This is a genomic window from Desulfovibrio desulfuricans, from assembly GCF_004801255.1.
GTDB classification, from domain to species: domain Bacteria; phylum Desulfobacterota; class Desulfovibrionia; order Desulfovibrionales; family Desulfovibrionaceae; genus Desulfovibrio; species Desulfovibrio desulfuricans_C.
Genome location: NZ_CP036295.1, coordinates 3,041,684 through 3,067,183 on the forward strand (window position 1 = coordinate 3,041,684; position 25,500 = coordinate 3,067,183).

Below are 25,500 nucleotides of genomic sequence, written 5' to 3' on the forward strand. Positions count from 1 at the left end.
CCCCCAAAAGACAAGCGGCCCCCGTCTGCACGGAGGCCGCTTGTCGTCACGCTTATCGGCATGGTCGTTTACTGTATGACAACCGGTTAAATAAACCGGCAGCACGAGGTTTGCCGCTGCAATCCTCGCTTACGGAGCTTAGCGCCCGGACTTCATGCTGGCGATCAGCCCGCGCAGCACCTGCGCCTGCTGGGCCATTTCTGCAACTGCCGTAGCGGAATGCTGCATGGCCGAGCTTGTCTCGAGCGAAATGCGGTTAACGTCCTCAATGGAGTGGTTGATCTCTTCGCTGGTGGCGGACTGTTCCTCCGCCGCAGTGGCGATGGACTGCACCTGCTGGGCCGTGGCGTCCACCAGCTGCACAATTTCGCGCAGCGCCTCGCCCGATGTGCCCGCAAGGCTTGTGGTGCTGTCGATCATGCCCACCACCTGATCCACATTGCCCACATTGTTGCGGGTTCCAGTCTGGATATCGCGGATGGCGTCGCCCACTTCCTTGGTGGCGGTCATGGTTTTTTCCGCCAGTTTGCGCACCTCGTCGGCAACCACGGCAAAACCGCGCCCGGCCTCGCCCGCACGTGCGGCTTCAATGGCCGCATTGAGCGCCAGCAGGTTGGTCTGGTCGGCAATGTCCGAAATAACGCCCAAAATCTGCCCCGTGCTCTCGGCCTGCTGGCCCAGTGAGGTCATCTCTTTTTTCAGTTCCATGGCCTGGGTCTGGATGCGACTGATGTCCGCAACCACACGCTCCACAACTTCCGCGCCGCTCTCGGCCTTGCCCTTGGCGTTTTTGGCCGAGTCCGCTGCCTGCCCGGCATTGCGCGCCACCTCAAGCACGGTGGCGTTCATTTCTTCCATGGCGGTGGCGGTTTCGCCCACGCGGGTCGTCTGCCGTTCAGAGCCGCGACTGGCCTGCTCCACCTGGGCGGAGAGATCCTCAGACGCGGTGGTGACGGCTTCCACCACTCCCTCAAGCTGGGTGGCGGCGTGCAGCATGCCCTCGGCCTTGGCGTTTTCGGCGGCCAGGCGTGCGGCCTCCGCCTCTTCCTTTGCCTTGGCCGCGCGCGCGGATTCTTCCTGAGCGTGCACGCTCTTTTCGTCCGCTTCGGCTATTTTAGCCTTGAGGCTGCCGACCATCACCCGCAGGCTTTCGGCCAGATTGCCTATTTCATTACGCAGACTGATGGAAAGGATGGAATCAAGATGGCCGCCCGCCACGCCTGAGGCAAAATTCTGCAGCTGCCGCAAGGGGCTGACCACGACTCGCTCCAGGGCAAAAAGGCAAATGCCCACCAGCGCCAGAATGGTCACCAGGCCGACCAGCAGCATGGCGTTGCGCTGCTCGATGGCTGGGGCCTCAATTTCGTCGCGGCCAACACTTACGCCCACGCGCCAGTTCCAGTGCGGGGCCACATCCCAGGCGAGCATGCGTTTTTCGCCAGCGCGCGAAAATTCCACGCCGCTGCCGGTCGACGCCTTGACCATGTCACGGATGCCCGCCTCGTCCGACATGTCCTTGAGGATAAATTCGCTGTTCTCATGGCTGATGACGACGCCCTGAGGAGAAACAACCGTGACGCGCCCCGTTTTGCCGAGGGTGATGCCCTTCAGGTTGTTTGTCAGGCTGTCGATGTCGTAGGACATGCCCACGCCGCCCACGGCCCTGCCCGCGTCGTCAAAAATTGGGGCGGTAACGCTGACGATAAGTTTGCCCGTGGCGATGCTCTTGGTCGGCGCTGAGCTGAAGCCTGGCTTACCTGCCAGGGCGGCCTTGATATACTCCCGGTCGGAAAGATCGCTGAGTTTGCCGGCCTTGCCCTGCGCGCAGGTGATAAGCTGCTTGCCCGAGGCGTCAAAGAGGTACATCGTGTTTATCTCAGCGCCTGCCTGCGACATGGCGGCAAGAAAAACCTCCGCGCCTTTTTTGTCCTCGCCGGTAAGCAAAAACTCGCGCAGGCGCGGCGGCTTGGTAACACCGTTGACAAACATGCTGAGCTGGGCTCCAAAATCGCCCAGCGACTTGGCCACCGTGTCGGCGGTGAGGTCCATCTCATGAGTGCGCGCGACAAGATTGGCCTCATCCCCCATGCGCGTTACCACCACCACAAGCGCAGACTGCACCGCAAGCACCACAAGGCTGATTACGAGCAACATTGCTGTTCTGATACTGCGAAAGACCATATAGCGTCCCTTCCGTAAAAAAGCCCTCAATCATAAAGCGTCTCAACCAGCATTGGCTGGCTTGGCAGATCGTTCTCCCTTACGGGAGATCAATAACCAGGAGCGCGTGCCGGGGCAGGTGCAGCATCCGCAATATATATGGGCCGATGCGCGAATTTTTGGCCTGGAGCGGCATTGCCAAAGCAAAAACAGTGACGGCGGCGCAACAGACTTGCGCCGCCGCCACTCATATTATCGGCTAATGGAAGAGTAACTTTATTTCTTTTGCAAAGAAAGTCTCTCAACAACGGCAGCCGCGCCCATGCGGGCAAACTCGGCCACCTCGCGCCCCTTGCGGGCGCTTTCGGGCAGCAGCAGCTCCGGCTTGTTGGCCAGGCTTTTGTCCGGCGCAACGCCGTATTCGGGCGGGAAGGAATCGTTGAAATACATATCCTGAAACCCTGCGAACTTGAGCGCATGGGCTGTGGCGTCGAGCACCGCGTGCTCCTTGGCGCTGATGAGGCCAAGAGCCTTGGCGTTCAAAAGGCCCGCAAGGCATTCGCCGCCCTGGGTGCAGGCAATGTGGCCGTGACGGTTGGCTATGATCATGGCGTCCATGATCTGCTGCTCGGTCACGCGCACAACCTGAAAGGCCGCCTCGCCGCCCTTTTCGATGAACATTTCCGCCAGCTTGCGCACGCGCGGGAAGGACACCGGGTTGCCGATCATGGCGGCCTGCGCAACGCTGGGCGTTACGGTGACGGGTTGCCAGTGGCGGGTCTCCCTGGGAGCGTCGTAGTAGCGCCACACGGGGTCGGCATGCTCGGATTGCACGCCAAACACGCGCGGCAACGAGCTGATGATGCCAAGCTCAAGCATTTTCAAAAAGCCGCACATGATGGCCGTAATGTTGCCCGCATTGCCGATGGGCACAAAGAGGCACAGGTCTGTCATGTCCCAGCCGTACCACTGGGCGGTCTCGTAGGCATAAGATTCCTGCCCGAGGATGCGCCAGCTGTTTTTGGAGTTGAGCAGGGCCACGCGATAGTTTTCGGCCAGCAGCTCCACCACCTTCATGCAGTCGTCAAACACGCCGGGCAGCTCAAGCACGGTGGCTCCGCTGCCCAGAGGCTGCGAAAGCTGCTGGGGCGTCACCTTGCCGTGGGGCAGCAGCACCACGCTCTTGAGGGGCGCGCCCACATACGAGGCATACAGGGCCGCAGCGGCAGAGGTATCGCCCGTAGAGGCGCACACGGTGAGCACTTCGTCCCACTTGTTGCGGCGGCACAGCCACTTGAGATAGCTGAAGGCGCAGGCCATGCCGCGATCCTTGAAGGAGGCGCTGGGGTTCTGGCCGTCGTTCTTGTAGGCAAAGGGCACGCCCACGCGGTCACGCAGGGCCGGGGCGGCCTCGATGATGGGCGTGATGCCCTCGCCCAGATAGACGATGTCGTCCTCGTCCAGCAAAGGCGCAAGCAGCTCGTAAAAGCGGAAGATCCCCCGAAGCGCGGTGCTGCGGCTGGCGGAGCGGGCATCGAACAGTTCGCGCCACTCAGCGCCGCTGCGCTCTTTCAGTTTGTCAAAATCGAGGTTTTCCAGCAAAAACACGCCGCCGCACTGGGGGCAGGTGTACAGCAGGCTGTCGCCGGGGTGACGAGCGCCGCAGTCAAGACAAACATACTCCATGCGGCCGCGATAGGCCGGAAAATCCGCATGCGCCATGAGAGAAACTCCTTGATAAGTGCGTCAGGCAAACAACCGTTGCCAACGGCGTGTTGCCCTGCCCCCGGATTGCAAGTCACTGTGCTGCAGGGGGCACATTCTGGCAGGTGCGACGGCAACAGTCCTGCTGCCGCCAAATTACCAAAGGGCGCCGGAGCTAACCCTTGTCTTCCTGTTTATCCGCGTGCTTGCCCTTGAGCCAGCTTTTTTCAGTGCCCGCGCGCAGGCGGGCGATGTTTTCCTTGTGCTTCCACACCACCACGGCGCAGACGCAGAGCGCAAGGGGCAGCCACGTCCACAGGCTTGTAACCGCCAGGGACACCGCCAGGGCCGTTACCAGGGTCAGCGAGCCAAGAGAAACAAAACCGCTGCGCCAGATAACCAGGCAGCACAAGGCCGAAGCCGCCAGCAGCTGCCAGAAGGCCAGGGGAATAAACACGCCGATGCTTGTGGCTACGGCCTTGCCGCCCTTGAACTTCATAAAGCAGGAAAAAACATGCCCCAGCACGCAGGCCAGGCCCACGGCGCTGACAAAGACCGGCGAGGCATTGATGCGAAACGCCAGCCAGACCGGCACAGCCCCCTTGCACACATCGCAGGCCAGCGTCGCCACACCCCAGCCAAAACCGCACAGGCGGGCCACGTTGGTGGCCCCGGTGTTGCGGCTGCCGCTCTCACGCGGGTCTATGCGGCAAAAGGTTTTGGCAATCACCAGGCCCCACGGCACGGACCCCAGCACATAGGCCAGAGCAATCCACAATACTTCCAGCATATTCGTCTCCGCTGCAAGCCCTATAATATTCCGGACATCCTGCTGTCCGTCACCTCAAAAACACCCGGGCCCGCATTGCGCGTGGCCGTGTCGCCCACGCATTGCGGCAGGCCGGCATCAACCGGCTCAGGCATGACCGCGCGCAGGCGCGCGCGGCGCTACTCGGCCGGGACAGCTTCCAAAATCATTATTTCGTTGTACAGCGGCTGCACCTTGCCTATGCGCACGTCCACCGCAAGGCCGGGATGCGCCCGCTCATCAAACAGCCTCCGCTTGCCGCGCACAAACATGCCCTGATCGGGCAGGCTCACGGTTACAAAAGCGTCGTTTTCTTCTGTAATAACGCCGTGCCACCAGACCTTGTCGCCCTTCTGGCGGAAAAACAGCAGCTTCCAGTACCGGGGGCGGAAGCGTTGCACCTGCCCCGCCGCATCCAGCGCGGGCGAAAGCACGTTGAGCAGGTCGGTCAGTTCGGCCTCTGTCCAGCGCGGCTGCCCGGTACGAAAATAATGCACCAGCTGCTCTTCGTTCACCAGATCGGGATACCGCCTGAGCGGCGAGGTCACGGGCGTATACCGCGCAAGCCCCAAGGCCGCATGCGGACGGGCCTGCACCTCAAGCCCCGATGGGGTCAGCGCGCGCATGATGCGCGTCATGTCCTGAGGCGTTGTCCATACGCCGGCGTATTCTTTGGGCAGGGCCACGTCCTGCACCCGGTGCAGCATGGCAACGCCCCGGTCCGCAGCCCACTGGGCCACAGCGGCGCTGGCAAGAATCATCATTTCCGCCACCAGCATCTGCGCGTCCGGAGCCTGATAATCCAGCCCCACTTCCACGCGCACGTCCGCGCCTTCGCCTTCAAGGTGAATAACCGGGTCAGGGCGGTCCATGATCACAGCCCCGTCGGCAATACGGGCGGTCTGCCGTTGCCGGGCCAGGGCAAGGCCCAGGCGCAGCTGCTCCGCGTAGGGAGCCGACGCGTTCTGCGGCAAGGGGTCGCCTGCGGCCAGAGCGTCCAGCACCGCCTGACTGTCGCTGTACGTCAGGTTGGCGGCCAGCCGCGACTGCACCACAGAGACCTCGCAGTCGCCCAGTCCGCCGTCAGCCGCCACGTGCACCAGCACCTTCAGGGCGGGGCGCGCCTGTCCGGCCAGCAGCGAGTACGCCTCCGTGCCCAGCGCTTCGGGCAGCATGTGGCAGTCGCCTTCCGGCAGGTAAATGCTTGTGCCCCGGCGCAGCACCAGCTTGTCCAGCGGCCCGCCAAAATTCCAGAACAGCGCCGGGCAGGCCAGCATGAGCGTCACCGCCCAGCCCTCGCCCTCGGTCTGCACGTTAAAGGCGTCGTCCACGTCGCGCGTGGTTGCACTGTCTATGCTGATGCAGGGCTGGTCGCAGTTTTCAAAAACGCCTTCCAGACCCCGCCGGGCAAAGGCGTCAAGCGGCTCGCGGCCAGCTGCTGCCAGGGCATGGACCTCGTCGGCGCACTCGCTCCACCATGTATCGCCCGAAGCGTAGCCCGCGCGGTCCAGCCAAAAATTGTAGTGGGCCGGCACCTTGCCCCAGGCGACCAGCAGCTGCAGGGGCAGATGCGGCACATCGGGCAGACCTTTGCACAGGGTGCGCCAGATGGTTTCGTACTCCTGACTTTCAGGATCAACCATGCGGGAAAAAAGAACTTCTGCAAGCTGATCGGCCACTTCCTGCGAGGGCCACTCGCCAAGCGTCGCGCCCTCTCGCGGGGGCTGCGGCAGCTCGCGCTTGCGGCAGGCAACCTCCCACAGCAGACGCAAAAAGGCGGCTCCACCGGCGATGAGCGATTCGCGCTCAAGGCGGGCTTTTTCTTCCACCAGACGTTTTTCAACCATATCGGCTGAAAAAACCTGAAAATCCGGGGGCTGAAAGCGAAAATGGCTTTTGCAGGCCAGCAGGGCCCGGCCATAGGCGGAGATGTGATCGGCGCCGGGGTCGCTTTCAAAAAGTTCGGCAAACCAGCTGGCGGGGGCTATTTCCACCTCGCCCTGGGCCAGTTCCCACACGTCCATGACGGGCACCTGGGCGGCCAGGTCCTCGCGCGATTTTTTGTGCGCCTCAAGCAGGCGCACGGCGTCTTCACGCCCCAGATCCACCCCGTGCAACGGCCCAAGCCAGGGCAGCAGACGCGAAGAATTGAGGCGGGTCTCCCGCCTGTTAGGCAAGAGCAGCCGCAAGCGCCCGCCGGCCTCTTCAGTGACCAGGGCAATCTGTACGGCATTGCCTTCCATATATTCCACAACGCAACCCGGCGCAGGGTAGCGTACACAATCAGACATGCCCGCTCCTTCAGAAAAAAGCGCGTCCGTTCCCCTATAGACCGCCGCGCTCTTGCAACAAAGGACAATCCTTTATTTTTGGCCTTCTGGCAAGTACCGCCGGGAACGGGGCGCTGCGCATACTGGACGCAGGGGCTGTAACCCGCTATATTAGCCGCTTACGGCAACAATCTTTACCGCGCGCATCGCGCGAGCAGGGCGGACACCCGATGAGCAACATTATTCACCAAACTGGAGGCAGCCGTACCCTGGTCATGCAGGAGCCGGAAAAACCGCAGCTCTACCGTGAGCTTTTTCCCTACACCAGCATTTGCCGCACCTCTTTTGACGAGGTACTGCTGTCGCCCAGACCGCCAGAGCAGATGTGCATCACCGACACGACCTTTCGCGACGGCCAGCAAGCCCGCCCCCCCTATACGGTCAAGCAAGTCGCCAAAATGTTCGATTTTCTGCATAGACTGGGCGGAAAAACCGGACTGATCACGGCTTCGGAATTTTTTCTGTACTCGGCCAAAGACCGCAAGTGCATCGATGTCTGCCGCGCCAGAGGCTACCGTTTTCCACGTGTGACCGCCTGGATACGCGCCACCAAGGACGACCTCAAACTCGCCCGCGATATGGAATTTGACGAAACCGGCATGCTCACCAGCGTGTCAGACTATCATATTTTTCTCAAACTGGGCAAAACCCGCCAGCAGGCCATGGACATGTACGTGGGTATGGCCGAACAGGCGCTGGAGTGGGGCATCATACCCCGCTGCCACTTTGAAGACGTAACCAGAGCCGACATTTACGGTTTTTGCCTGCCCCTGGCCCAGCGTCTCATGGACCTCTCGCGCCAGAGCGGCATGCCGGTCAAAATACGCCTCTGCGATACCATGGGCTATGGCGTTCCTTATCCCGGCGCGGCGCTGCCCCGCTCGGTGCAGCGCATCGTGCGCTGCTTCACAGACGAGGCTGGCGTTCCCGGTCAGTGGCTTGAGTGGCACGGACATAACGACTTTCACAAGGTGCTGGTCAACGGCGTTACCGCATGGCTCTACGGCTGCGGCGCGGTCAACGGCACGCTGTTTGGTTTTGGCGAGCGCACGGGCAACACGCCGCTGGAGGCCCTGCTCGTCGAGTACATTTCGCTCACGGGCGACGATGCCGCCGCCGACACCACCATTTTGAGCGAAGTTGCCGAGTTTTTTGAAAAAGAACTGCACTACCGCATCCCCAACAACTATCCCTTTGTGGGCCGCGACTTCAACGCCACCAGCGCGGGCGTGCACGCCGACGGACTGGCCAAGAACGAAGAAATTTACAACATCTTCGACACCAACCATCTGCTTGGCCGCCCCGTGCCCATCATCATTACCGACAAGACCGGCCGCGCGGGCGTCGCCTACTGGATCAACGCCAACCTCAGCCTGCGCAGCGACCAGCTGGTCTCCAAAAAACACCCCGCCGTGGGGCAGATCTACGACGCCATCATGTCCGTGTACGAAGAAACGGGCCGCACGACGAGCTTCTCGCACGAAGAGATGGAAGCCCTGGTGCAGCGCTTTATGCCCGAGCTCTTCGCCTCCGAATACGACCACATGAAGCAGCTGGCTGGCGAGCTCTCGGCCAACATCATCATCCGCCTTGCCCGCAGCAAGGACCTGCTGGACTTCAGCAAGCATGCCTGCGGACGGCTGGACGAGTTTGTGCGCGAGTATCCCTTTATCCAGTACTGCTATCTTACTGACGACCAGGGCAAGCTGCGCTGCTCGGCCATCACCGACCCCGTTTACCGCGAAACCTACGAGGCCCTGCCCATCGGCTACGATTTTTCGGAGCGCGAATGGTTCAAGATGCCCATGAAAACCGGCGACCTGCACATCATGGACGTGTACCAGTCGCACTTTACGAGCAAGCTCATCATTACCGTTTCATGCGCGGTTACTGATGAAAAAGACAACATCGTGGGCGTCATTGGCGTGGATATCCAGCTTGAACAGCTCCTCAAACGCGCACGCGCTCTCCAGCAGGAAGTGGCGGCAGCAGACGACAGCGACAACGATTAAGGTAAGGAAATTTCATGAACAAGAGAATCTACTGGATCGAAGGCGACGGCATCGGCCCCGAAATCTGGAAGGCCGCGCGCCCTGTCATTGAAGCTGCCCTGGCCGCGGAACATACCGGCATAAATCTGGAATGGACCGAGCTGCTGGCTGGCGACAAGGCCGTCAGGGAAACCGGCTCTCCCCTGCCCGAGGCAACCCTGCAGACCCTGCGCACCGCCGAGCTGGCCATGAAGGGCCCCCTGGGCACCCCCGTGGGCACGGGCATACGCAGCCTCAACGTGGCCCTGCGCCAGGGGCTTGACCTCTACGCCTGCATCCGCCCGGTGCGCCACTTTGAAGGGCTTGAAACCCCGGTCAAGCACCCCGAGCGGGTCAACATGGTCATCTTTCGCGAGAACACCGAGGACGTCTACGCCGGTGTGGAATTTGCCGCCGGAACCCCCGAAGCCCGCAAGCTTATCACCTTTTTGCGTGAAGAGCTGGGCGTAAACAAGGTGGACGAAACCGCCGCCGTGGGCATCAAGCCCATGACCGAGGCTGGTTCCAAACGCCTGGTGCGCCGCGCCCTGCGCTTTGCCCTTGACCAGAAGCAGCAGAGTCTCACCCTGGTGCACAAGGGCAATATCATGAAGTTTACCGAAGGCGCCTTTCGCCAGTGGGGCTACGACGTGGCCGCGCAGGAATTTGGCGACCTCACCTGCACGGAAAAAGAACCCGTGGCTGGCCGCCTTGTGGTCAAGGACCGCATTGCCGACGCCATGTTTCAGGAGGCGCTGCTGCGCCCCGAGCAGTACCAGATACTCGCCACCCCCAACCTCAACGGCGACTATATCTCCGACGCCCTTGCGGCGCAGGTGGGCGGCCTTGGCCTGGCCCCAGGCGTAAACATGTCGGACACGCTGGCCTTTTACGAAGCCACCCACGGCACTGCCCCCACCATTGCGGGCAAGGACAAGGCCAACCCCGGCAGCGTCATCCTGTGCGGCGCACTCATGCTTGAGCACATCGGCGCGCCCAAGGCCGCCGAGCGCATCCGCAACGCCGTGAGCAAGGCCATTGCGGGCAAGGCGGTGACCGAAGATCTGGCCGCTCAGGTTCCCGGTTCGCGCACCGTGGGCTGCGTCGAATTTGGCGAAATCATCGGCGCAAACCTGTAGCACGCACGGCCCTGCGCCAGCCCGGCCCGTTGCGGCAGCAAGGACGCCCAAGACGCACGGCCTGACGTGTCTGACTGTTTGCTGATCAGTTGCAGGAGCTGACGGAAAAAAGGAGTGTTATTACGGCACACTCCCGGCGGTCCCGATCGACCGCCGGGCGCAACCGCAAGGCACTCCTTTTCTCCAGTCCGCCCAATGCCGCAAGGGGCGGCAGGGAGCTGCCCCGGCGACGCCGTTTGGCTTTTGCCTCAATGAAGGAATGTACCATGATCTCGCTGGAGACCCTGCTGCTGTTCATCCCGCTGGCAGCCATACTGGTTATGCTGCCGGGGCCGGATTTTGCGCTTATTGCAAAAATTTCACTCATGAATGGCCGCCCGCAGGGGCAGGCCGCCGCCGTGGGCGTGGCCCTTGGCATCTGCGTGCACACCACTGCGGCCATGCTGGGCATTTCGGCCATTATCGCCCAGTCGGTGCTGTGGTTCAGCATTCTCAAATACGTGGGCGCGGCCTATCTGGTGTGGCTGGGCATCCAGGCCCTGCGCGCCGGGCAGAACGCCGGCCAGCCTGTGAGCGCGGCGGTGGTCAAAACGGCGCAGCCCGGTGCCGCCCGCCCCGCGCAACGCCTGGGCCTGCGCCAATGGCTGCACTTTTTTGGCCAGGGGTTTTTGACCAATGTGCTCAACCCCAAGGCCGTGTTGATTTTTTTGACGTTTCTCCCCCAGTTCATGGACCCGCAAGCGCCGCTTGCCCCGCAGTTTCTTACTCTGGGCAGCATCCTGTCGGGTCTGTGTCTGTTCTGGTATGTGCCGCTGGCCTACATGCTGGGCCGCATACGGCACATTTTTGAAAACAGCCGCTTCCAAAAGTGGATGCAGCGCTGTACGGGCCTCGTGTTTATTGCCTTTGGCCTCAAACTGGCCACGGCGCAAGCTGGAGCAGATTAACTTTGAGAATATGCATTCGCAAAGTTTAAGACACGCACGTTCCGGCGCTTGACCGCGCAAACAAGTTGCGTTGCGGTCTTCAACCGTAAGGCTCACAAGTTCGCCAACGGCTGAAGCTGCGTTACGCCTACACGGCGGGCGTCTGCTCACGCAGACGCCAGAGCATTTCAACCTTGAAATACTCTTGCTAACCCGCGTCGCGCCAGCGACCCGCAAACCCCTGAAGGTCTGCCATGATCGAAATCGTAAACAATTCCGTTGTGATTGACGCCAACGGCATATCCATGGCCGAAGAAGCCCGCGCCAAGGGCGTGGACATTGAAGCCGCCCGCAAAAACAGTCTTTCCGCGCGCATTCTGGCCGCGCACAATACCGGCGACGATGCCGACGTGCTGCGCATCCGCTTTGACGCCATGGCCTCGCACGACATTACCTATGTGGGCATCATCCAGACGGCCCGCGCCAGCGGCCTCAAGGAATTTCCCGTCCCCTACGCGCTGACCAACTGTCACAACAGCCTGTGCGCCGTGGGCGGCACCATCAACGAGGACGACCACCTCTTCGGCCTTTCCGCCGCGCGCAAGTACGGCGGCATTTTTGTGCCCCCGCATCTGGCGGTCATCCACCAGTACGTGCGCGAAATGATGACCCGGTGCGGCGGCATGATCCTCGGCTCCGACAGCCATACCCGCTACGGCGCGCTGGGCGTCATGGCCATAGGCGAGGGCGGGCCCGAGCTGGTCAAGCAGCTGCTGGGCAAAACCTACGATGTGACCAATCCGCAAAAGGTTGTGGTGTGGCTCGAGGGCACGCCCCGCCCCGGCGTCGGCCCGCAGGACGTGGCCCTGGCCATCATCGGCGCGGTGTTCAAAAACGGCTTTGTCAAAAACAAGGTTATGGAATTCATGGGCCCCGGCGTGGCGGGTCTTTCTGTCGAATACCGCTGCGGCATCGACGTCATGACCACCGAAACCACCTGTCTGTCCTCCATCTGGACCACGGACGAAAAGGTGCGCGACTACATGACCGTGCATGGCCGTGCAAACGACTACGCCGAGCTGCGCCTTGAAGGCCCCGCCTGCTACGACGGACTTATCCGCGTTGACCTGAGCCGCATCGTGCCCATGATCGCCCTGCCCTTCCACCCCAGCAACGTGTACCCCGTGGCCGAAGTGGCCAAACACGGGGCAGAGCTGCTGGCCGAGGTGGAGGCCGAGGCCCAGCGCCAGTTTGGCGACGCGGCCAAAGGCCTGAACATGCGCGCCAAGGTGCGCGACGGCGGCGTGTGGGTTGACCAGGGCATCATTGCTGGCTGCGCGGGCGGCAACTTTGAAAACATCGCTCTTGCCGCCGCCATCCTTGACGGCAAAACCACGGGCAATCAGGCCTTCAACCTGGCCGTCTACCCCGCCAGCGAGCCGCAGGGCCTGGCGCTGGTCAAAAACGGCGCAGCCGCCAAGCTCATGCTGGCTGGCGCAGTGATGAAAACCGCCTTCTGCGGCCCCTGCTTCGGCGCTGGCGACACTCCGGCGCACGGCGCGCTCTCCATCCGGCATACCACCCGCAACTTCCCCAACCGCGAGGGCTCCAAGCCTTCCAACGGGCAGGTCTCCACCGTGGCGCTCATGGACGCCCGCTCCATCGCGGCCACGGCCGCCAACGGCGGCCGCCTAACCCCAGCCACCGAGATTGACTGGTCCGCGCCCGCCCTGGCCCATGCCGACCTTTCGTACAGCTTTGAGCCGCTCATCTACCACAGCCGCGTGTACAACGGCTTTGGCAAGGCAGAACCGCAGGCCGAGCTTGTGCGCGGCCCCAACATCGCCGACTGGCCGAGCATGAGCCCCCTGCCCGAGCACCTGCTGCTGCAGGTGGTGAGCGTCATCACCGACCCTGTCACCACCACGGACGAGCTGATCCCCTCGGGCGAGACCTCGTCCCTGCGCTCCAACCCGCTCAAACTGGCGGAATACACGCTTTCGCGCAAAGACCCCGGTTACGTGGGCCGCGCCAAGGACGTGCACGCTCTGGAAACTGCCCGCCTGGCCAACCCCGGCAACGCCGACCTGCTGGCCAAGGCGCGCGGCCTTTTTGCCGTGTGCGGGCTGGATACGCTGCAGGGTGCCGCCGACCTCAGACAAGTAGGCATGGGTTCCACCATCTTTGCCGTAAAACCCGGCGACGGTTCTGCCCGCGAGCAGGCGGCCTCGTGCCAGAAGGTGCTGGGCGGCTGGGCCAACATGGCCGTGGAATACGCCACCAAGCGCTACCGCTCCAACCTCATCAACTGGGGCATGCTGCCCTTTATCGTTGACCCCTCGCTGGCCGAAGCCCTCAAGGTCGGCGACTGGCTCGTGGTGCCCAACGTGCGCAGCGCCGTGCAGAACGCCGCCCCCAGCTTTACCGGCTACGTGGCGGGCGAAGACGGACAGGCAAAGAAGATCAGCCTTGCCCTCAAGGAACTGACCAGCGACGAACGCAAGATCATCCTCGACGGCTGCCTGATCAACTTCTACAATAGCTAGGCTAGGGTTTTGCGGGGGAGGGACCTTTTTGAAGCCACCCGAAGGGCGCACCGGAGGGGTGTTTTTCTTGGCCGCGTAGCGGGCTAGAAAAATGGACAGCAGAGCTAAAGGTCCCTCTCCCGCACCCCCACCACCAAAAAACTTTATTCTGGTTTTTTGTAATTGCAGAAATCCTGCGCGAAGCGAACGGAAACCCCGAATATCAACGGCCTCTGTGGAACTACTCCACAGAGGCCGTTTTTAATTAAGAATACGCTGGCAAAGAGCTGTTTACTTGGCGGGTTTCTTGTCTGCCTTTTTGTCAGCTTTCTTGTCCGCCTTGTCGTCCGTTTTGGCGGTCGCGGGCTGCGCTTCTTCCGCCACGGGGTTTTTCTCCAGCTCCTGCTGTATGGCCGCCTTCAGCTCCGGGTTTGCCGTCGCGTCATTGAGGCCGGCGCGTAGATGCTCCACCCCGCGCTTGGCGTCGTTGAGAAAATAGATATACAGCACGCCAAGGCTGTAGCGCACGGAGGCCTCGTCCTTGATGACCAGCACCTTTTCAAGCGCCTCGGCGGCTTCCTTGTGCCTGCCCTGACTGTGCTGGATAATGCCAAGCAGATACAGCGGCTTGGGGTTGCTCACATCCATGGTTACCGCGCGCTGGGCAAAGGTCTCTGCCGCGTCCCAGTTCTGGGCGGTCACCAGATGCTCGATAAGATGGATAAGAGCGCCGAGATCCTGCGGATTTTCGGCCACCTGCCGCATAAGTTTGCCCACGGTCTGGGCATCCTCGCCAGCCTCGCCCCCGGCCATTGCCTGCTGGGGGCGGGCCGCTACGGTAATGTGCGGGTTTTGAAACCGCGCCTTGAGCGAGATAAAAAGCATGAGAGCCAGGGCCAGAGCCAGCAGAATAATAAGCATGCGGGCGGCCAGCCCGCCCTTATAGGTCTCAGTCATGATTGAGCATCTCCATCTGGGCAAGACGGGCGGCCAGCGAGCGCTGACGCGCAGCCAAAAAGGCCATGTACGCGCCTATGCCAAGCCATACGGCGGCATTGGCCATGATAACCCAGGTCAGTGTATCCATTGTTCCTCCAGCTGGAGCGAATATTTTTTTGCAAAGGCCGGGCAAACTCAGGCGTCAAGCCCGTTTTGCGCAAGGGCGTCAAGGCGGTCCCTGAGGTCGAGCTGGCGTTTGCGCAGCCACACCAGCGCCGCCCACAGCAGACCAAAACAGGCCACGCAGGCCATAACAGTGACGCGCATTTCCGGCTCCAGACCGCCGCCCTTGCTGCCGAACACAGCGGGGTGGATGGAGCGCCAGATACGCGCCGACATAAAGACCAGCGGCACATCCAAAAAGGCCACCACGCCCACCACGGCGCACACCGTGTTGCGGCGCTGCGGCGGCAGGTCAAGCCCGCGCAAGACCAGATAACCGGCGTAGACAAACCACATGATCAGGGTCGTAGTCAGGCGCGGATCCCACGTCCACCACACGCCCCACGAGCGGCGCGCCCACAGCATGCCCGTAACCAGCGCAAGGCCGCCCAGCAGCACGCCCACCTCGGCGGCAGCCGCAGCCAGACGGTCCGCCGCAGGGTTGCGACGCCACAGATAGGCCACGGAAGCCCCAAAAACTACCAAAAAGCTCACCAGCGCCCACCACGACATGGGCAGGTGGATGTAAAATATCTTTTGCGCCAGCCCCAGGGTAACTTCCTCAGGAGCGTAGGCAAACACCAGCCACTGACAGGCGGCAAAGGCCACGCCGCCAAGCAGGGCCAGAATTTGCGGCAGCGCCGAACACTTGGGCATTACTCGTCCCCCGCGTAGATGTATCCAAACAGCAACAGCCCAGCGCCCAGAAACACGGCGTCAAAGGCGGCGGCAACACCAAGCCAGGCTCCCGGCCCGTCTGGATTAGCCGCACCAAGGGCCTGCGCCCCCACGCTGATGCCCGCCAGCAACAGCGGCGTCAGCAGCGGAAACAGCACAATGCTCAGCAACGATTCGCGGGCGGCCTGCCCCTGCGCCAGCGCCCCCAGCAAGGAACCAAGGGCGCACATGCCAATATCTGTCAGCAGCAGAGCCAGCAGGGCTTCGGGCAGCGGGCCGCTGAGATCCTGCCCCAAAAAAACCACGGCGGCGGGCAAAAAGACAAGCTGCGCCAGCAGCAGCAGCGCCAGCCCGGCGCAACCCTTGCCAAGCCACACGGCCTGCACGGGCGCGGGGCACAGCAAAAGCCCGAGGCGTGAATTGTTGACCTCTTCCAGCGCGTACAGCTGATTAAAAATAAGCACCTGACAAAAAGCGGAGCTTATCCAGAACACCGCCGCAGCGCCCTGCGGGGCCATGCGCTCGCCAATGCCCTGCGAGAGGCTGAACACAAACAGCAGCAGCAGACCCAGCAGCAGGGCCTGCACCAGACCGCTGCCCCGCGCCAGCGTAAGGGCCAGATCCTTGCGGGCCATGGCAAACATCAGGCGCAGCATGCGGGGCCTCCCTGAGAATGGGCCGTTGCGCCTGCGGCGTCGCCCTCCAGCGTTTTTGTCAGGCCAAAGCCGCCAAAGCCCGACGGGATGCCGTCGTAGGCCAGCTTGCGGTGTTCCAGCGCCAGCAACCGGTCGGCCAGCGGCGCATCGCCCGCCAGATCATGGCTGATGAGCACCACGCAAGCCCCGCGCTGCCGGGCGGCGACAACCTCGCGCCGCAACAGGGCCAGCGAGGCCGCATCAAGGCCTGTGCCCGGCTCGTCCAGCAAGAGCACGTCGGGGGCCTGCATGAGCACCCGCGCCAGATTGAGGCGCTGGGCCATGCCGCGTGAAAACACGCCCGCCCGCTCGTGGGCGTGGGCCTCAAGCCCCACGCGGGCGAGCCCGGCCATAAGGTCGTCGTGCGTCAGTTTGAGGCCGTATGCGTCGCGCCAGAAGGCCAGATTTTCCACCGCGCTGAGGCCAGGGTACAAAAAGGTGGCGTGCCCGAGATAGCCCACGCGCGCATGGTCGGCCACCCTGGCAGCGCCAGCGCTGGGGCGCGAAAGCCCGGCCATGATGCGCATGAGGGTGCTTTTGCCCGCGCCGTTGCCGCCCACCAGCAGCGAGACGCTGCCCGCAGCAAACGCGCAGCTGACGTCTTTAAAGACGACCTTGACGCCATAGACCTTGGCGACGCGCACAAGTTCCAGCAAGAGGGGCCCCCTGCGGCTAGGCCGCGCTGTTGTCGTCCGACTCCGGCGCGGAATTTTTGCGGCGACGCAGACCGGCCAGCGGCACCAGGCACATGATCGTGCCGCCGATCCACAGCCAGTTGACCAGCGGCTCTACGCTGATCTTGACCACAACCCTGGAATTTTCGTCCAGCCCCAGCAGCGAAGCATAGATTTCGTTGCCAAGACCGGGAATCACGTCCACTTCCGAAAACTGCATGCTGCCAAACTTGTCGTACAGGCGGCGTTCCGGCGCTACAATGCCCAGCGGCTTGCCGTCCTTGAAGACCTGCAGCCGCGCGGCGATATATTCGTGGTCGGCGCGGCGGCCCTCGCCCAGCTCAAGCAGGGTGGCCGTATAGCTGCCCACAGTGCCGGTTTCGCCCTTTGCGAGCAACATTTCGCGGTCTGTAGTGTACGGGCCGGAAAAGGCAATGCCAATGGCCACCAGGGCCATGCCCATATGCGCACCCAGCGCGCCCACGGTAACGGGATGGGAACGGTTGGCCTTGTCGGCCAGCAGCATGACGGCCCCAAGCACAATACCCACGGCGGCGGAAGCGCCCACCAGCGCCGTAGGCTGGCGGTAGCCCAGCGCCCAGATGACCGAGGCGCTGACCACAAAGCCGCCGATCACCACAAAAAAGCCCTTTTTGTTGCGCAGGCCGCCACTCCAGCCAAGCCACGGACAGGCGGCCATCATGACCACCAGCAGCGCGCCCAGGGGCAGACACACGCGGTTGTAAAAACGGGCGTCAAGGCCGCGCGGCGCGGTGGACCACAGCTTGCTGATGACAGGCCACATGGTGGCCACCAGAATAATTACGGCCAGCGCCAGTAAAACCCAGGCCACAAGGGTAAGAAAACCCTCGCGGCTCTCAAGCCCGGCAAGGGGCTTGCCCGTCTTGGGTGCGGTAAAGGGAACCCACAGGGCAATGACAAGCCCGCTGAGCACAAAAATGGTCAGGGGCGTGCCCACGCTGCCGTCGCCAAAGGCGTGCACCGAATCAATAATGCCGCTGCGCACCAGATAGGTGGCAAAAAAGGCCGAAACCGTGGTGAGCGCCATCATGGTGACGTTGACGCGCCCGAGCTTGCCCCGGCGGTCTTCAACAATCAGGGTGTGCAGCGAGGCCGTGCCGATGAGCCACGGAACCAGCGAGGCGTTTTCCACCGGGTCCCATGCCCAGTAGCCGCCCCAGCCCAGCTCCATGTAGGCCCACCACGCGCCCAGCACTATGCCTGCGGTAAGAAACAGCCATGCCAGAATGATAAAGGGCCGCGAAAGGCGAAACCACGCCCCCTCGCTGCTGCCTTGCCCCGAAAGGCTCTGCGCCAGCGCGAGACAGGCGGGCACGGCAAAACCGCCGTAACCGAGGAACAGCAGCGGCGGGTGAAAAATCATGCCGGGGTTTTGCAGCAGGGGGTTCAGGCCGTTGCCGTCTGCGGGCACGGGCGTCTGCAGCACAAAGGGGTTGCTCCAGCTGGTGAGGATAAGGGCAAAAAAGCCCATGATGATGTAAAAAAAGCTCCAGTACCACAGGCGAGTGGGACGGCTGAGGCTTTTGTAGGCCCGCGTGAGGGCAAAGACGCTGCCGCTCAGGCCCACGGCCAGCCCCCAGAAGAGCATGGAGCCGGGCTGCCCGGCCCAGAAGGCCGTAAGGCGGTAAAACACCGGTAAAACGCGGTCGGTATAGCTGGCCACGTATGCAAGGCTGAAGTCATTCCAGAACAGGGCGTGCAGCAGCAGGGCCGAGGCCAGCAGCAGCGCGCCGCTGATGACAAGGTGGGCTTTTTCCACCACGGGCAGGGAGTCTTCCCGGTTTTGCCACAATTGCAGAAGGGCCAGACCGCCGCCGCCAAGCGCGGCCAGCAGGGCTATCAGTTGAAGACCAAAGGCAAAAACGTACATAGGACTCCTTATCCCGCTAGGGGGGCGGCCCGCCGCTGGGCGGGGAGTGGCTGTCGTGCGTGCATCAAACTGCCGCCTGCGCCCAGCGGCTCGGGGCCGAACAGGCGGACAGGTCAACCGGGCAAAAACAAAAGCCGCAATCGCCGCCCGCAACCGATGGCAGGGCGAAAGGCCAGAGGCCGGTCGCTCCCGGCTGACGGCAACCCGGCCTCAACGGCTAGCTGCGATTCTCTTTCTGGTATTTGGAGGGGCACTTGGTCATGAGCGTCTTGGCCTGAAAACGGCCCTCCGCACCCATGCCGCCTTCAACAATCACTTCCGCCCCGGCCTTGAAGGTATCCGGCACAGCGCCGGAATAGCTTATTTCAATAGTCTGGCTGGCGTTGTCCTTGTCTTCAAGGCGAAAGCTCACACCGGGCGCGCCCCGGTGCTTTTCAATGCCCTCTTCGGCAACAGTGCCAAACAGCCGCGCGGCCACGAGCTTTTCGGGCGTAGAGGCCTTGGCTTCCGACACATTCAGAAAGTACACGCTGTTTTCAGAAAAGCCGGAATATGCAAGATAGCCCACCCCGCCCAAAAAGAGCAGCAGCGCGGCTATGTAGATGCCTGTGTTTTTTTTACGGGCCATGCGTTTCTCCTGAAACATTGGGCCATGTTTGTGCTGCCCGAAAGGGGCCATGGCCTGCGGCCTGCCCTGCCGCTGCGGGCAGAAAAACCGCGTCTGCCGGGCTGGGGCGTTTGCCCTGGCTATCCGGCTTTGATTTGCCGAAACCCTACGCTATTTTGTACCCGCTGACAAGATAGGAATTATTTTTAATAGAACATTCAGCCATTGAAAATGGCTGTCTGCCCGGCCAGGTTTTTTGCAAAAGTGCGCGTTAAACGCCTGCGCGGCGGGCATGCTCCGGTTGCGCAAACATGCTGGATAAAATTCTTTAAAACAGTACTCCAGCATGGGGCGGGGCTTCTGTGACTGCAGTCACATTACGGGCAGAATTTGTGCGCAGGGGCAGGCGCAGTTGTGGCCGGGGCAGCCGGGTTGCAGGGCGGATGCCGCAACTGACGGCGGCCCGGCCCGCCAGCATGCTGGCCCGTCTGCATGCTGGCGCGGCGTGCGCATGGGGCGGCACTGGTCTGGCGCTGGCCCCTGGCCACGCTGGATGCTGTTGGGCGAAGGCCAAACCTGAGGCAGAGATGCGACCGCACCCGTAGCCAGATTTGGGTCTCGTCTTAACATACTACTCTAATAAGATTATCGCCACAAGGTCAAAAAAAATATTCAGCCTCTGTTGGCGCGTCGCGACGTACTGCGGAGCTGGCGCTTACCCCTGACGGCCAGCGCTCACCTCGCGCCGCCGCTGGCGGGCCAGGGCGCGCAGGTCGTCCACATTGTCGCTTTCGTCCACAATTTCGCTGCCGAGTATTTCTTCGAGCACGTCTTCAAGCGAGACCACGCCCGCAAGGCCCCCGTATTCGTCCAGCACCACAAAAAGGTGCACCCTGGCCTTGAGCAGATCGTGCAGCAGCACGTCAAGAGTTTGATTTTCAATGATAAAATGTGCAGGGCGCATAATCTTGCCCAGGGCTACATTCTTGCGCCCCTCGTTGACGCAGCGGCCAAGGGTGCGCCGCTCCACCACGCCCACGATGTCTTCATTATTGTCGCCGTAGACGGGTATGCGGCTGAAGTGCCATGTGCGCTGATCGGTGTAGGCCTGCTCGACCGTCATGTCGTCCGCCAGCTCAAACACCACGGTGCGCGGGGTCATTATTTCGCGCACGCGCTTTTGGTCCAGCGCCAGCACATTACGGATAAAGGCTTCTTCGTAGGGTTTAATGCGGCCCGCCTGACGCGAAAGGCTGGTGACGGCGCGGATGTCGTCTTCTGAAATAACCGGCCCGGCGGGCGGCGGGGCCACAAGCCGCGTGATCATGCTGGTGACCCACAGCAGGGGCGTCATCACCTTGACCATGATGGCAAGGGGGCGGGCCAGCAGCACGGCAATGGGCTCCGCCTTGGATACGCCGAGGTTTTTGGGCAAAATTTCGCCCATGGTGAGGATAAGCACCGTAAAGCCCACGGCAAAAACAGACATGTATTCCGACCCGTACACGGACAAAAAAGCCGCGCCCGCCACGGTTGCCCCGGCGGTGTTGGCAATGGTGTTGAGGGTAAGGATGGCGGCTATGGGTTTGTCCACCTGCGTGCGCAGGCTGTACAGCAGCTCGCCTGCCTTGCTGCCTGATTTGCGCAACCGCTCGATGGTCGACCAGGAGAGGGAATAGAGCACCGTTTCAAGCAGCGAACAGGTAAAGGAAACGGCAACAGCAATAACAACAGCCAGAACAAGGGTGAGCATGGCGAAACATCCGAAAGATTAGGTGCGCGTGCCGCCGTGCAAAACGCAAGGCGACGCTGACTGCCGAAGTTTAGCCTCGCCCGCCCATGTTTGCAATTGGTGCGCAAGGGCAAGGGTATGAGGTACGGGCCGGGCACAGGTTGCAACCCGAACGATGCGGCTGGACGGGGAGATAATCAGGGACCGCAGCCAGGGGGTTCAAGCCGGGACTGGATGAATGCGCGCACGGCGGCTATCGTCAAACGCAATCCCGGTAAAAAACCGCCGCAAACAAAATGTAATCCTATAAATCAGCAAAGTTACGACGCAAAAATACCTGCCAAAACGCCATGCCGACACAATTTTTTTGAATATTGATAAAAAAATTCATATGCCGCGTATTTACTGCAAGCAAGATTAAGCGTACTATATATTACAGTATATTATATTGGTGCTGGCCATGAAAAAAACTGTCCAGCCAGCGTGTACGCGCAGATGGCAAAAATACGCTGCGCGGGCAAAAATAATTTCATTATTTACAAACGGCGCAAAACAGCGCCCATGGCTGATTTACGGCAAGGATGCACAGATATGAACGTTGCTGCCATAAAGAATTTTACAAATTTTCTTGACAGCCAGAGGCACAGCGTTTACATATCTGTTCTCGCAGCGAGAAACGCTGCACGTGTCGCGGGGTGGAGCAGCTCGGTAGCTCGTCGGGCTCATAACCCGAAGGTCGTAGGTTCAAATCCTGCCCCCGCAACCAGATAATTCAAGCCCTTACGTTGAACAAACGTAAGGGCTTTTTTGTTAGTCTTCCCTATTCCTACCCCTGCTTCAAATTCATCTAAATTTGCGATTTTATGAGGCTGACGGAGGACGACAAGATGCCCCTATTCAGGCAAACATTCGAAGCAAGCACCCTCAGAAAATTCATTCGAAGGAGCGACTTCTGGAAAAAGAATAATTTTTGTGATGATCGATCAGAGTTGGATTGCGTCCTCTCCCAACTATGCGAAAGGATATGGGACATTCATTACAAGATTGAAACAAAATTTTTCACAAATCAAAACCAGAAAAGAGTTTACGTCATAAATGACTATGATGATTCGATTGTTTTACGAAAAATTGCATCCGACATTAAACGCATTTATCAACTGTTCCCTCCCTCGCGTAATGAGATCGTTGAACAAGTAATTTCATTACTCAAAGATGGCTCCAGCTATTCTATTCTTCGAACAGATATAAAAAGTTTTTTTGAAAGCATTCCGCTTGAAAAGATCATTAGTAAACTTAGCGACGATGGACTCCTATCGCCAAAATCACTGTCAATAATAAAAAATTTATACAGAAATGAGGACGGCACCACTTCTTTTAAAAGAGGATTTAGCACTAGCTCTATTTTATCTGAATTATATATGAGAAGTTTTGATAGAAAAATAAAAGAAATTGATGGAGTATATTATTACAATAGATTTGTTGATGACATTGTCATATTTACAACAAAAGACACAAAGCACTTACTAACTATAATAGCTACGCTTTTAGGCGAAAATCTAAAATTAAACGAAAAAAAAACATCTATAACAATCCTTCCGTGCGAAAAATACCAAACAAAAGGTTACTACAAGCACAAAAAATGCAATGAATCTGAACAATGCAAATACAATAATAAATCATTTAACTATCTTGGATACAATTTTACGATACCATGCTTACCCAATAAAGACACTAAAGAGAGGGAGATTGAAGTTCGACTTTCAAAGAACAAACTAAATAAATATAAAACTAGAATAACAAAATCATTTCTCAAATATGCAAAAGACAGAAATTTTGATTTACTCATAGATCGAATTAGCTTTTTGACTGACAACAGTAAAATACCATCTGAACGAAATATTGGAAAGATAATGACAGGCATATACTACACCTACCCATTCTTATCCAATCCAGACAATGAGCTCTGTGAGCTTGATAAATATCTTTTAAATTGCATCCACTGTTCCCATAATGCATTTAACGGACAAATTAGGTTTACAAGGGAACAACTCAAAGCAATAAAAAAATACACATTTGTGAATGGGTTTAAAAAACAGATTTCGCATTCTGTCACATACGTCAAATTAGCTCAAATTTGTGAGTGCTGGAAACATGCCTAAACTAAAAAGCATAAAAATAGGAAAATATAGATGTATTCTAAGTGATACGCTGCCGTACGAGACACTAATCATTTTTTCAAATGTTGGTTTATTCAGCTATCTGACTACAGCGCAGCATGAAATATGGATAGACCAGCTGCTTGGAATTCAATCAAAAATCATGTTTACCAAGCCATACAACTACAACATAAGACATAAACCAACACGCGATAGACTGATCAGCATAATTCACCCCTCTGTACAGATTCAAATCGCTGACTTTTACGACAAATATTCAAAAAATGTTCTGTATCTTTGTTCCAAGAGTAAACTCAGCTTGCGTGCACCAACTGAAGTAGCAACTAAGTTTTACACAAGGGCATTACCTCACATTGATATGACAAACCCGGACCAGTTCGAGGATGAGACAGCTAGCACATATTTCGTCAACAAAAAATACAATTTCATTTATAAATTCTTTACTTCATATGATTTTTTTAATCTTGAAAAAAAATACTTAAGCTATTCAACAATAGACATACAAAATTGTTTTCCAAGCATATACACACATTCAATAGCTTGGGCTGTGAAAGGAAAAGAATTTTCTAAGCGAAACATCACAGCAGCGACATTTGAAAGTGCGATCGACAATTTAGCACAACAATCTAATTATCGTGAAACTCACGGCATATTGGTTGGATCAGAATTTTCAAGAATTTTTGCAGAAATCATACTCCAACGAATTGATTGCAATATCGTACAAAAACTTAAAGAAGAAAATATTATCCTAGATGTACACTATTCAATTAAGAGATATGTTGATGACTATTTTATTTTCTTTAACGACTGCGATATAAACAAAAAAATTAACGATGTTATTATTAATGAACTGCAAGAATATAAATTATTTATCAATGAATCAAAGACTTCGTCATTTTCTCGTCCTTTTATTACAAATGAAAGCATTGCCAAAATAAAAATTTCTGAATTTATGACAGATGCCTTTGCTATTGATAAAGATTTTTTTAATCAAAAAAAATCGCTACCAATACTTAAGCAATCAATTATTTCAAAATTTAAAATGATCATAAAAGAATGTAATGTAGACTTACATAAAATTTGCGGATTTGCATTATTAAAAATTCTTTTAAATTTTTCTTTAATCATACAAAAGATTCCAAAAGATCAGCAACTTTACAAAGAAAATATTCTCAGATTGATAGAATCAACTGTTGATTTTTCTTTTTTTATTTTTGCAATGCATCCAGACAACATTTCTAGCATCAGAATATGCAAATTAATCACACTAATTGTTCAAACAACAAAGCACTTCACCCTTCAAGAAGCTGAAATAATTAAATACTATATTTATACAGTATTCATTTCTACCGTTAAAAATTTTAGTATTAAAAAAAATACCCCCTCGGTAGAACTATTTAACATTCTTATAACATTTTCGCACTGCGACTTACTAAAATTTTTTGGATCACCCCAACTTATGCGCTGCTTTGGCATCAAGTCACCTCAAATTGATACAACAAGATCTGTTCCCATGGATTATTTTTCGCTCACAACTTTAATATATTTGCTGCAAAATCTCGAGAACGAGCTAGGACTTAAAATAAAAAAGGACATTGAGCATGCAGTTGCGAACTTTGAAGTACCCAATAACTTTTATGAATCATCAGAAAGTGTAATGCTTTTTTTTGACATAGTATCCTGCCCCTATTTAAATATCACCAGTCGATTGAATTTTTTTAAACGCCACTGCACGGCGATGCAAACACCACCGTCGAGCAGGGGTATCCTACACTCTTTTAATTTCGTTAGCACTAAATGCTGGTTTATTGAATGGAGTTCACAAACGGACATTTCTGTTATATTGGCCAAGAAAGACATTAAAACACCATACTGAATTTGGGGGAAATGGGTTAGCTTGGGCTGTATACACCCTGTAGGTCTTTCTGAAAACGCTTAGACCGGTGGTGTCCCTTCACACTCCTTATTAGTCACCGGATTGCATGCAAGTCCGTCGACTAATCATGGAAGATTCCTACGATTATTTCGTGGGACACACACGATCAAGTTGGCCCATTTTCTCCAATAACTTTTCTGAGATAACTTCTTATTACTTAATTATAACAGAATACTATGCGAATATATTGACCTTACCCCACTGGCAGCTTGGTACTTGACATTATTAAAACTAAGATCGCGTGCCGCTCACGATGAAAACCTGCCAAAGGTAAGGCGAGTTTGTATGGGCGTCGCAATCTGACTC

General features: G+C 57.7%; 18 protein-coding genes and 1 tRNA gene. 7 read left to right on the plus strand and 12 right to left on the minus strand.

Annotation, left to right across the window (positions count from 1 at the left end; all coding sequences use genetic code 11):
• Positions 1 to 138: 138 nt before the first annotated feature.
• The 4 genes from DDIC_RS12810 to DDIC_RS12825 all read right to left on the minus strand — a co-directional run bounded on the left by DDIC_RS12810 (position 139) and on the right by DDIC_RS12825 (position 6,963).
• Complete coding sequence (locus DDIC_RS12810) at positions 139 to 2,154, minus strand: methyl-accepting chemotaxis protein (protein ID WP_247647487.1); 2,016 nt, start codon at positions 2,152 to 2,154, stop codon at positions 139 to 141.
• 282 nt (positions 2,155 to 2,436) lie between these two features.
• A complete protein-coding gene (gene thrC / locus DDIC_RS12815) occupies positions 2,437 to 3,882 on the minus strand; it encodes a threonine synthase (RefSeq protein WP_168732559.1) in 1,446 nt (481 codons plus the stop codon).
• 157 nt (positions 3,883 to 4,039) lie between these two features.
• The gene (gene plsY / locus DDIC_RS12820) at positions 4,040 to 4,654 is read right to left on the minus strand and encodes a glycerol-3-phosphate 1-O-acyltransferase PlsY (protein WP_136400801.1); all 615 of its coding nucleotides are present in this window, start codon (positions 4,652 to 4,654) and stop codon (positions 4,040 to 4,042) included.
• A gap of 158 nt (positions 4,655 to 4,812) precedes the next feature.
• Entirely contained in the window at positions 4,813 to 6,963 is a 2,151-nt protein-coding gene (locus tag DDIC_RS12825; RefSeq protein ID WP_136400802.1) for a ribonuclease catalytic domain-containing protein, read from the minus strand.
• A gap of 209 nt (positions 6,964 to 7,172) precedes the next feature.
• On the opposite strand from DDIC_RS12825, the gene DDIC_RS12830 reads away from it, so the two are divergent.
• From DDIC_RS12830 to DDIC_RS12845, 4 genes are all read left to right on the plus strand, one after another.
• Positions 7,173 to 9,014, plus strand: a complete 1,842-nt coding sequence (locus tag DDIC_RS12830) for a triose-phosphate isomerase (protein ID WP_136400803.1) — start codon at positions 7,173 to 7,175, stop codon at positions 9,012 to 9,014.
• A gap of 14 nt (positions 9,015 to 9,028) precedes the next feature.
• Positions 9,029 to 10,171, plus strand: a complete 1,143-nt coding sequence (gene icd / locus DDIC_RS12835; RefSeq protein ID WP_136400804.1) for an NADP-dependent isocitrate dehydrogenase — start codon at positions 9,029 to 9,031, stop codon at positions 10,169 to 10,171.
• A 266-nt stretch (positions 10,172 to 10,437) separates the two neighbouring features.
• A complete protein-coding gene (locus DDIC_RS12840; protein WP_136400805.1) occupies positions 10,438 to 11,118 on the plus strand; it encodes a LysE family translocator in 681 nt (226 codons plus the stop codon).
• Positions 11,119 to 11,351: 233 nt separating this feature from the next.
• Positions 11,352 to 13,643 (plus strand): hydratase, encoded by a 2,292-nt coding sequence (locus DDIC_RS12845; RefSeq protein WP_136400806.1) that lies wholly within the window; start codon positions 11,352 to 11,354, stop codon positions 13,641 to 13,643.
• Between the two features lie 270 nt (positions 13,644 to 13,913).
• On the opposite strand, the gene DDIC_RS12850 is transcribed toward DDIC_RS12845, so the two are convergent.
• The 8 genes from DDIC_RS12850 to DDIC_RS12885 form a co-directional block, all read right to left on the minus strand.
• Positions 13,914 to 14,579, minus strand: a complete 666-nt coding sequence (locus tag DDIC_RS12850; RefSeq protein ID WP_136400807.1) for a hypothetical protein — start codon at positions 14,577 to 14,579, stop codon at positions 13,914 to 13,916.
• On the minus strand, positions 14,572 to 14,709 hold the full coding sequence (locus tag DDIC_RS12855) for a CcmD family protein (protein ID WP_136400808.1): 138 nt from the start codon (positions 14,707 to 14,709) through the stop codon (positions 14,572 to 14,574). The genes DDIC_RS12850 and DDIC_RS12855 overlap by 8 nt, the downstream gene beginning before the upstream one ends.
• A 47-nt stretch (positions 14,710 to 14,756) precedes the next feature.
• On the minus strand, positions 14,757 to 15,440 hold the full coding sequence (locus tag DDIC_RS12860) for a cytochrome c biogenesis protein (RefSeq protein ID WP_168732560.1): 684 nt from the start codon (positions 15,438 to 15,440) through the stop codon (positions 14,757 to 14,759).
• Positions 15,440 to 16,117 carry a heme exporter protein CcmB gene (locus DDIC_RS12865; RefSeq protein ID WP_136400809.1) on the minus strand — a complete coding sequence of 226 codons (678 nt, stop codon included), beginning with the start codon at positions 16,115 to 16,117 and terminating at the stop codon, positions 15,440 to 15,442. Before DDIC_RS12865 ends, DDIC_RS12860 begins: the two co-directional genes overlap by 1 nt.
• Positions 16,105 to 16,812 carry an ABC transporter ATP-binding protein gene (locus DDIC_RS12870; protein ID WP_136400810.1) on the minus strand — a complete coding sequence of 236 codons (708 nt, stop codon included), beginning with the start codon at positions 16,810 to 16,812 and terminating at the stop codon, positions 16,105 to 16,107. Before DDIC_RS12870 ends, DDIC_RS12865 begins: the two co-directional genes overlap by 13 nt.
• 16 nt (positions 16,813 to 16,828) lie before the next feature.
• Positions 16,829 to 18,742 (minus strand): heme lyase CcmF/NrfE family subunit, encoded by a 1,914-nt coding sequence (locus DDIC_RS12875; RefSeq protein ID WP_136400811.1) that lies wholly within the window; start codon positions 18,740 to 18,742, stop codon positions 16,829 to 16,831.
• Positions 18,743 to 18,959: 217 nt separating this feature from the next.
• Entirely contained in the window at positions 18,960 to 19,370 is a 411-nt protein-coding gene (locus tag DDIC_RS12880) for a cytochrome c maturation protein CcmE (RefSeq protein ID WP_136400812.1), read from the minus strand.
• A 694-nt stretch (positions 19,371 to 20,064) separates the two neighbouring features.
• A complete protein-coding gene (locus DDIC_RS12885; protein ID WP_136400813.1) occupies positions 20,065 to 21,102 on the minus strand; it encodes a hemolysin family protein in 1,038 nt (345 codons plus the stop codon).
• Positions 21,103 to 21,770: 668 nt separating this feature from the next.
• Between DDIC_RS12885 and DDIC_RS12890 the strand changes: the two genes are divergently transcribed.
• The 3 genes from DDIC_RS12890 to drt3b all read left to right on the plus strand — a co-directional run bounded on the left by DDIC_RS12890 (position 21,771) and on the right by drt3b (position 25,134).
• Positions 21,771 to 21,847, plus strand: a tRNA-Met gene (locus DDIC_RS12890).
• A 121-nt stretch (positions 21,848 to 21,968) separates the two neighbouring features.
• Positions 21,969 to 23,240 carry an antiviral reverse transcriptase Drt3a gene (gene drt3a / locus DDIC_RS12895; RefSeq protein WP_168732561.1) on the plus strand — a complete coding sequence of 424 codons (1,272 nt, stop codon included), beginning with the start codon at positions 21,969 to 21,971 and terminating at the stop codon, positions 23,238 to 23,240.
• Entirely contained in the window at positions 23,233 to 25,134 is a 1,902-nt protein-coding gene (gene drt3b, locus DDIC_RS12900; protein WP_136400815.1) for an antiviral reverse transcriptase Drt3b, read from the plus strand. Before drt3a ends, drt3b begins: the two co-directional genes overlap by 8 nt.
• Positions 25,135 to 25,500 lie beyond the last annotated feature (366 nt).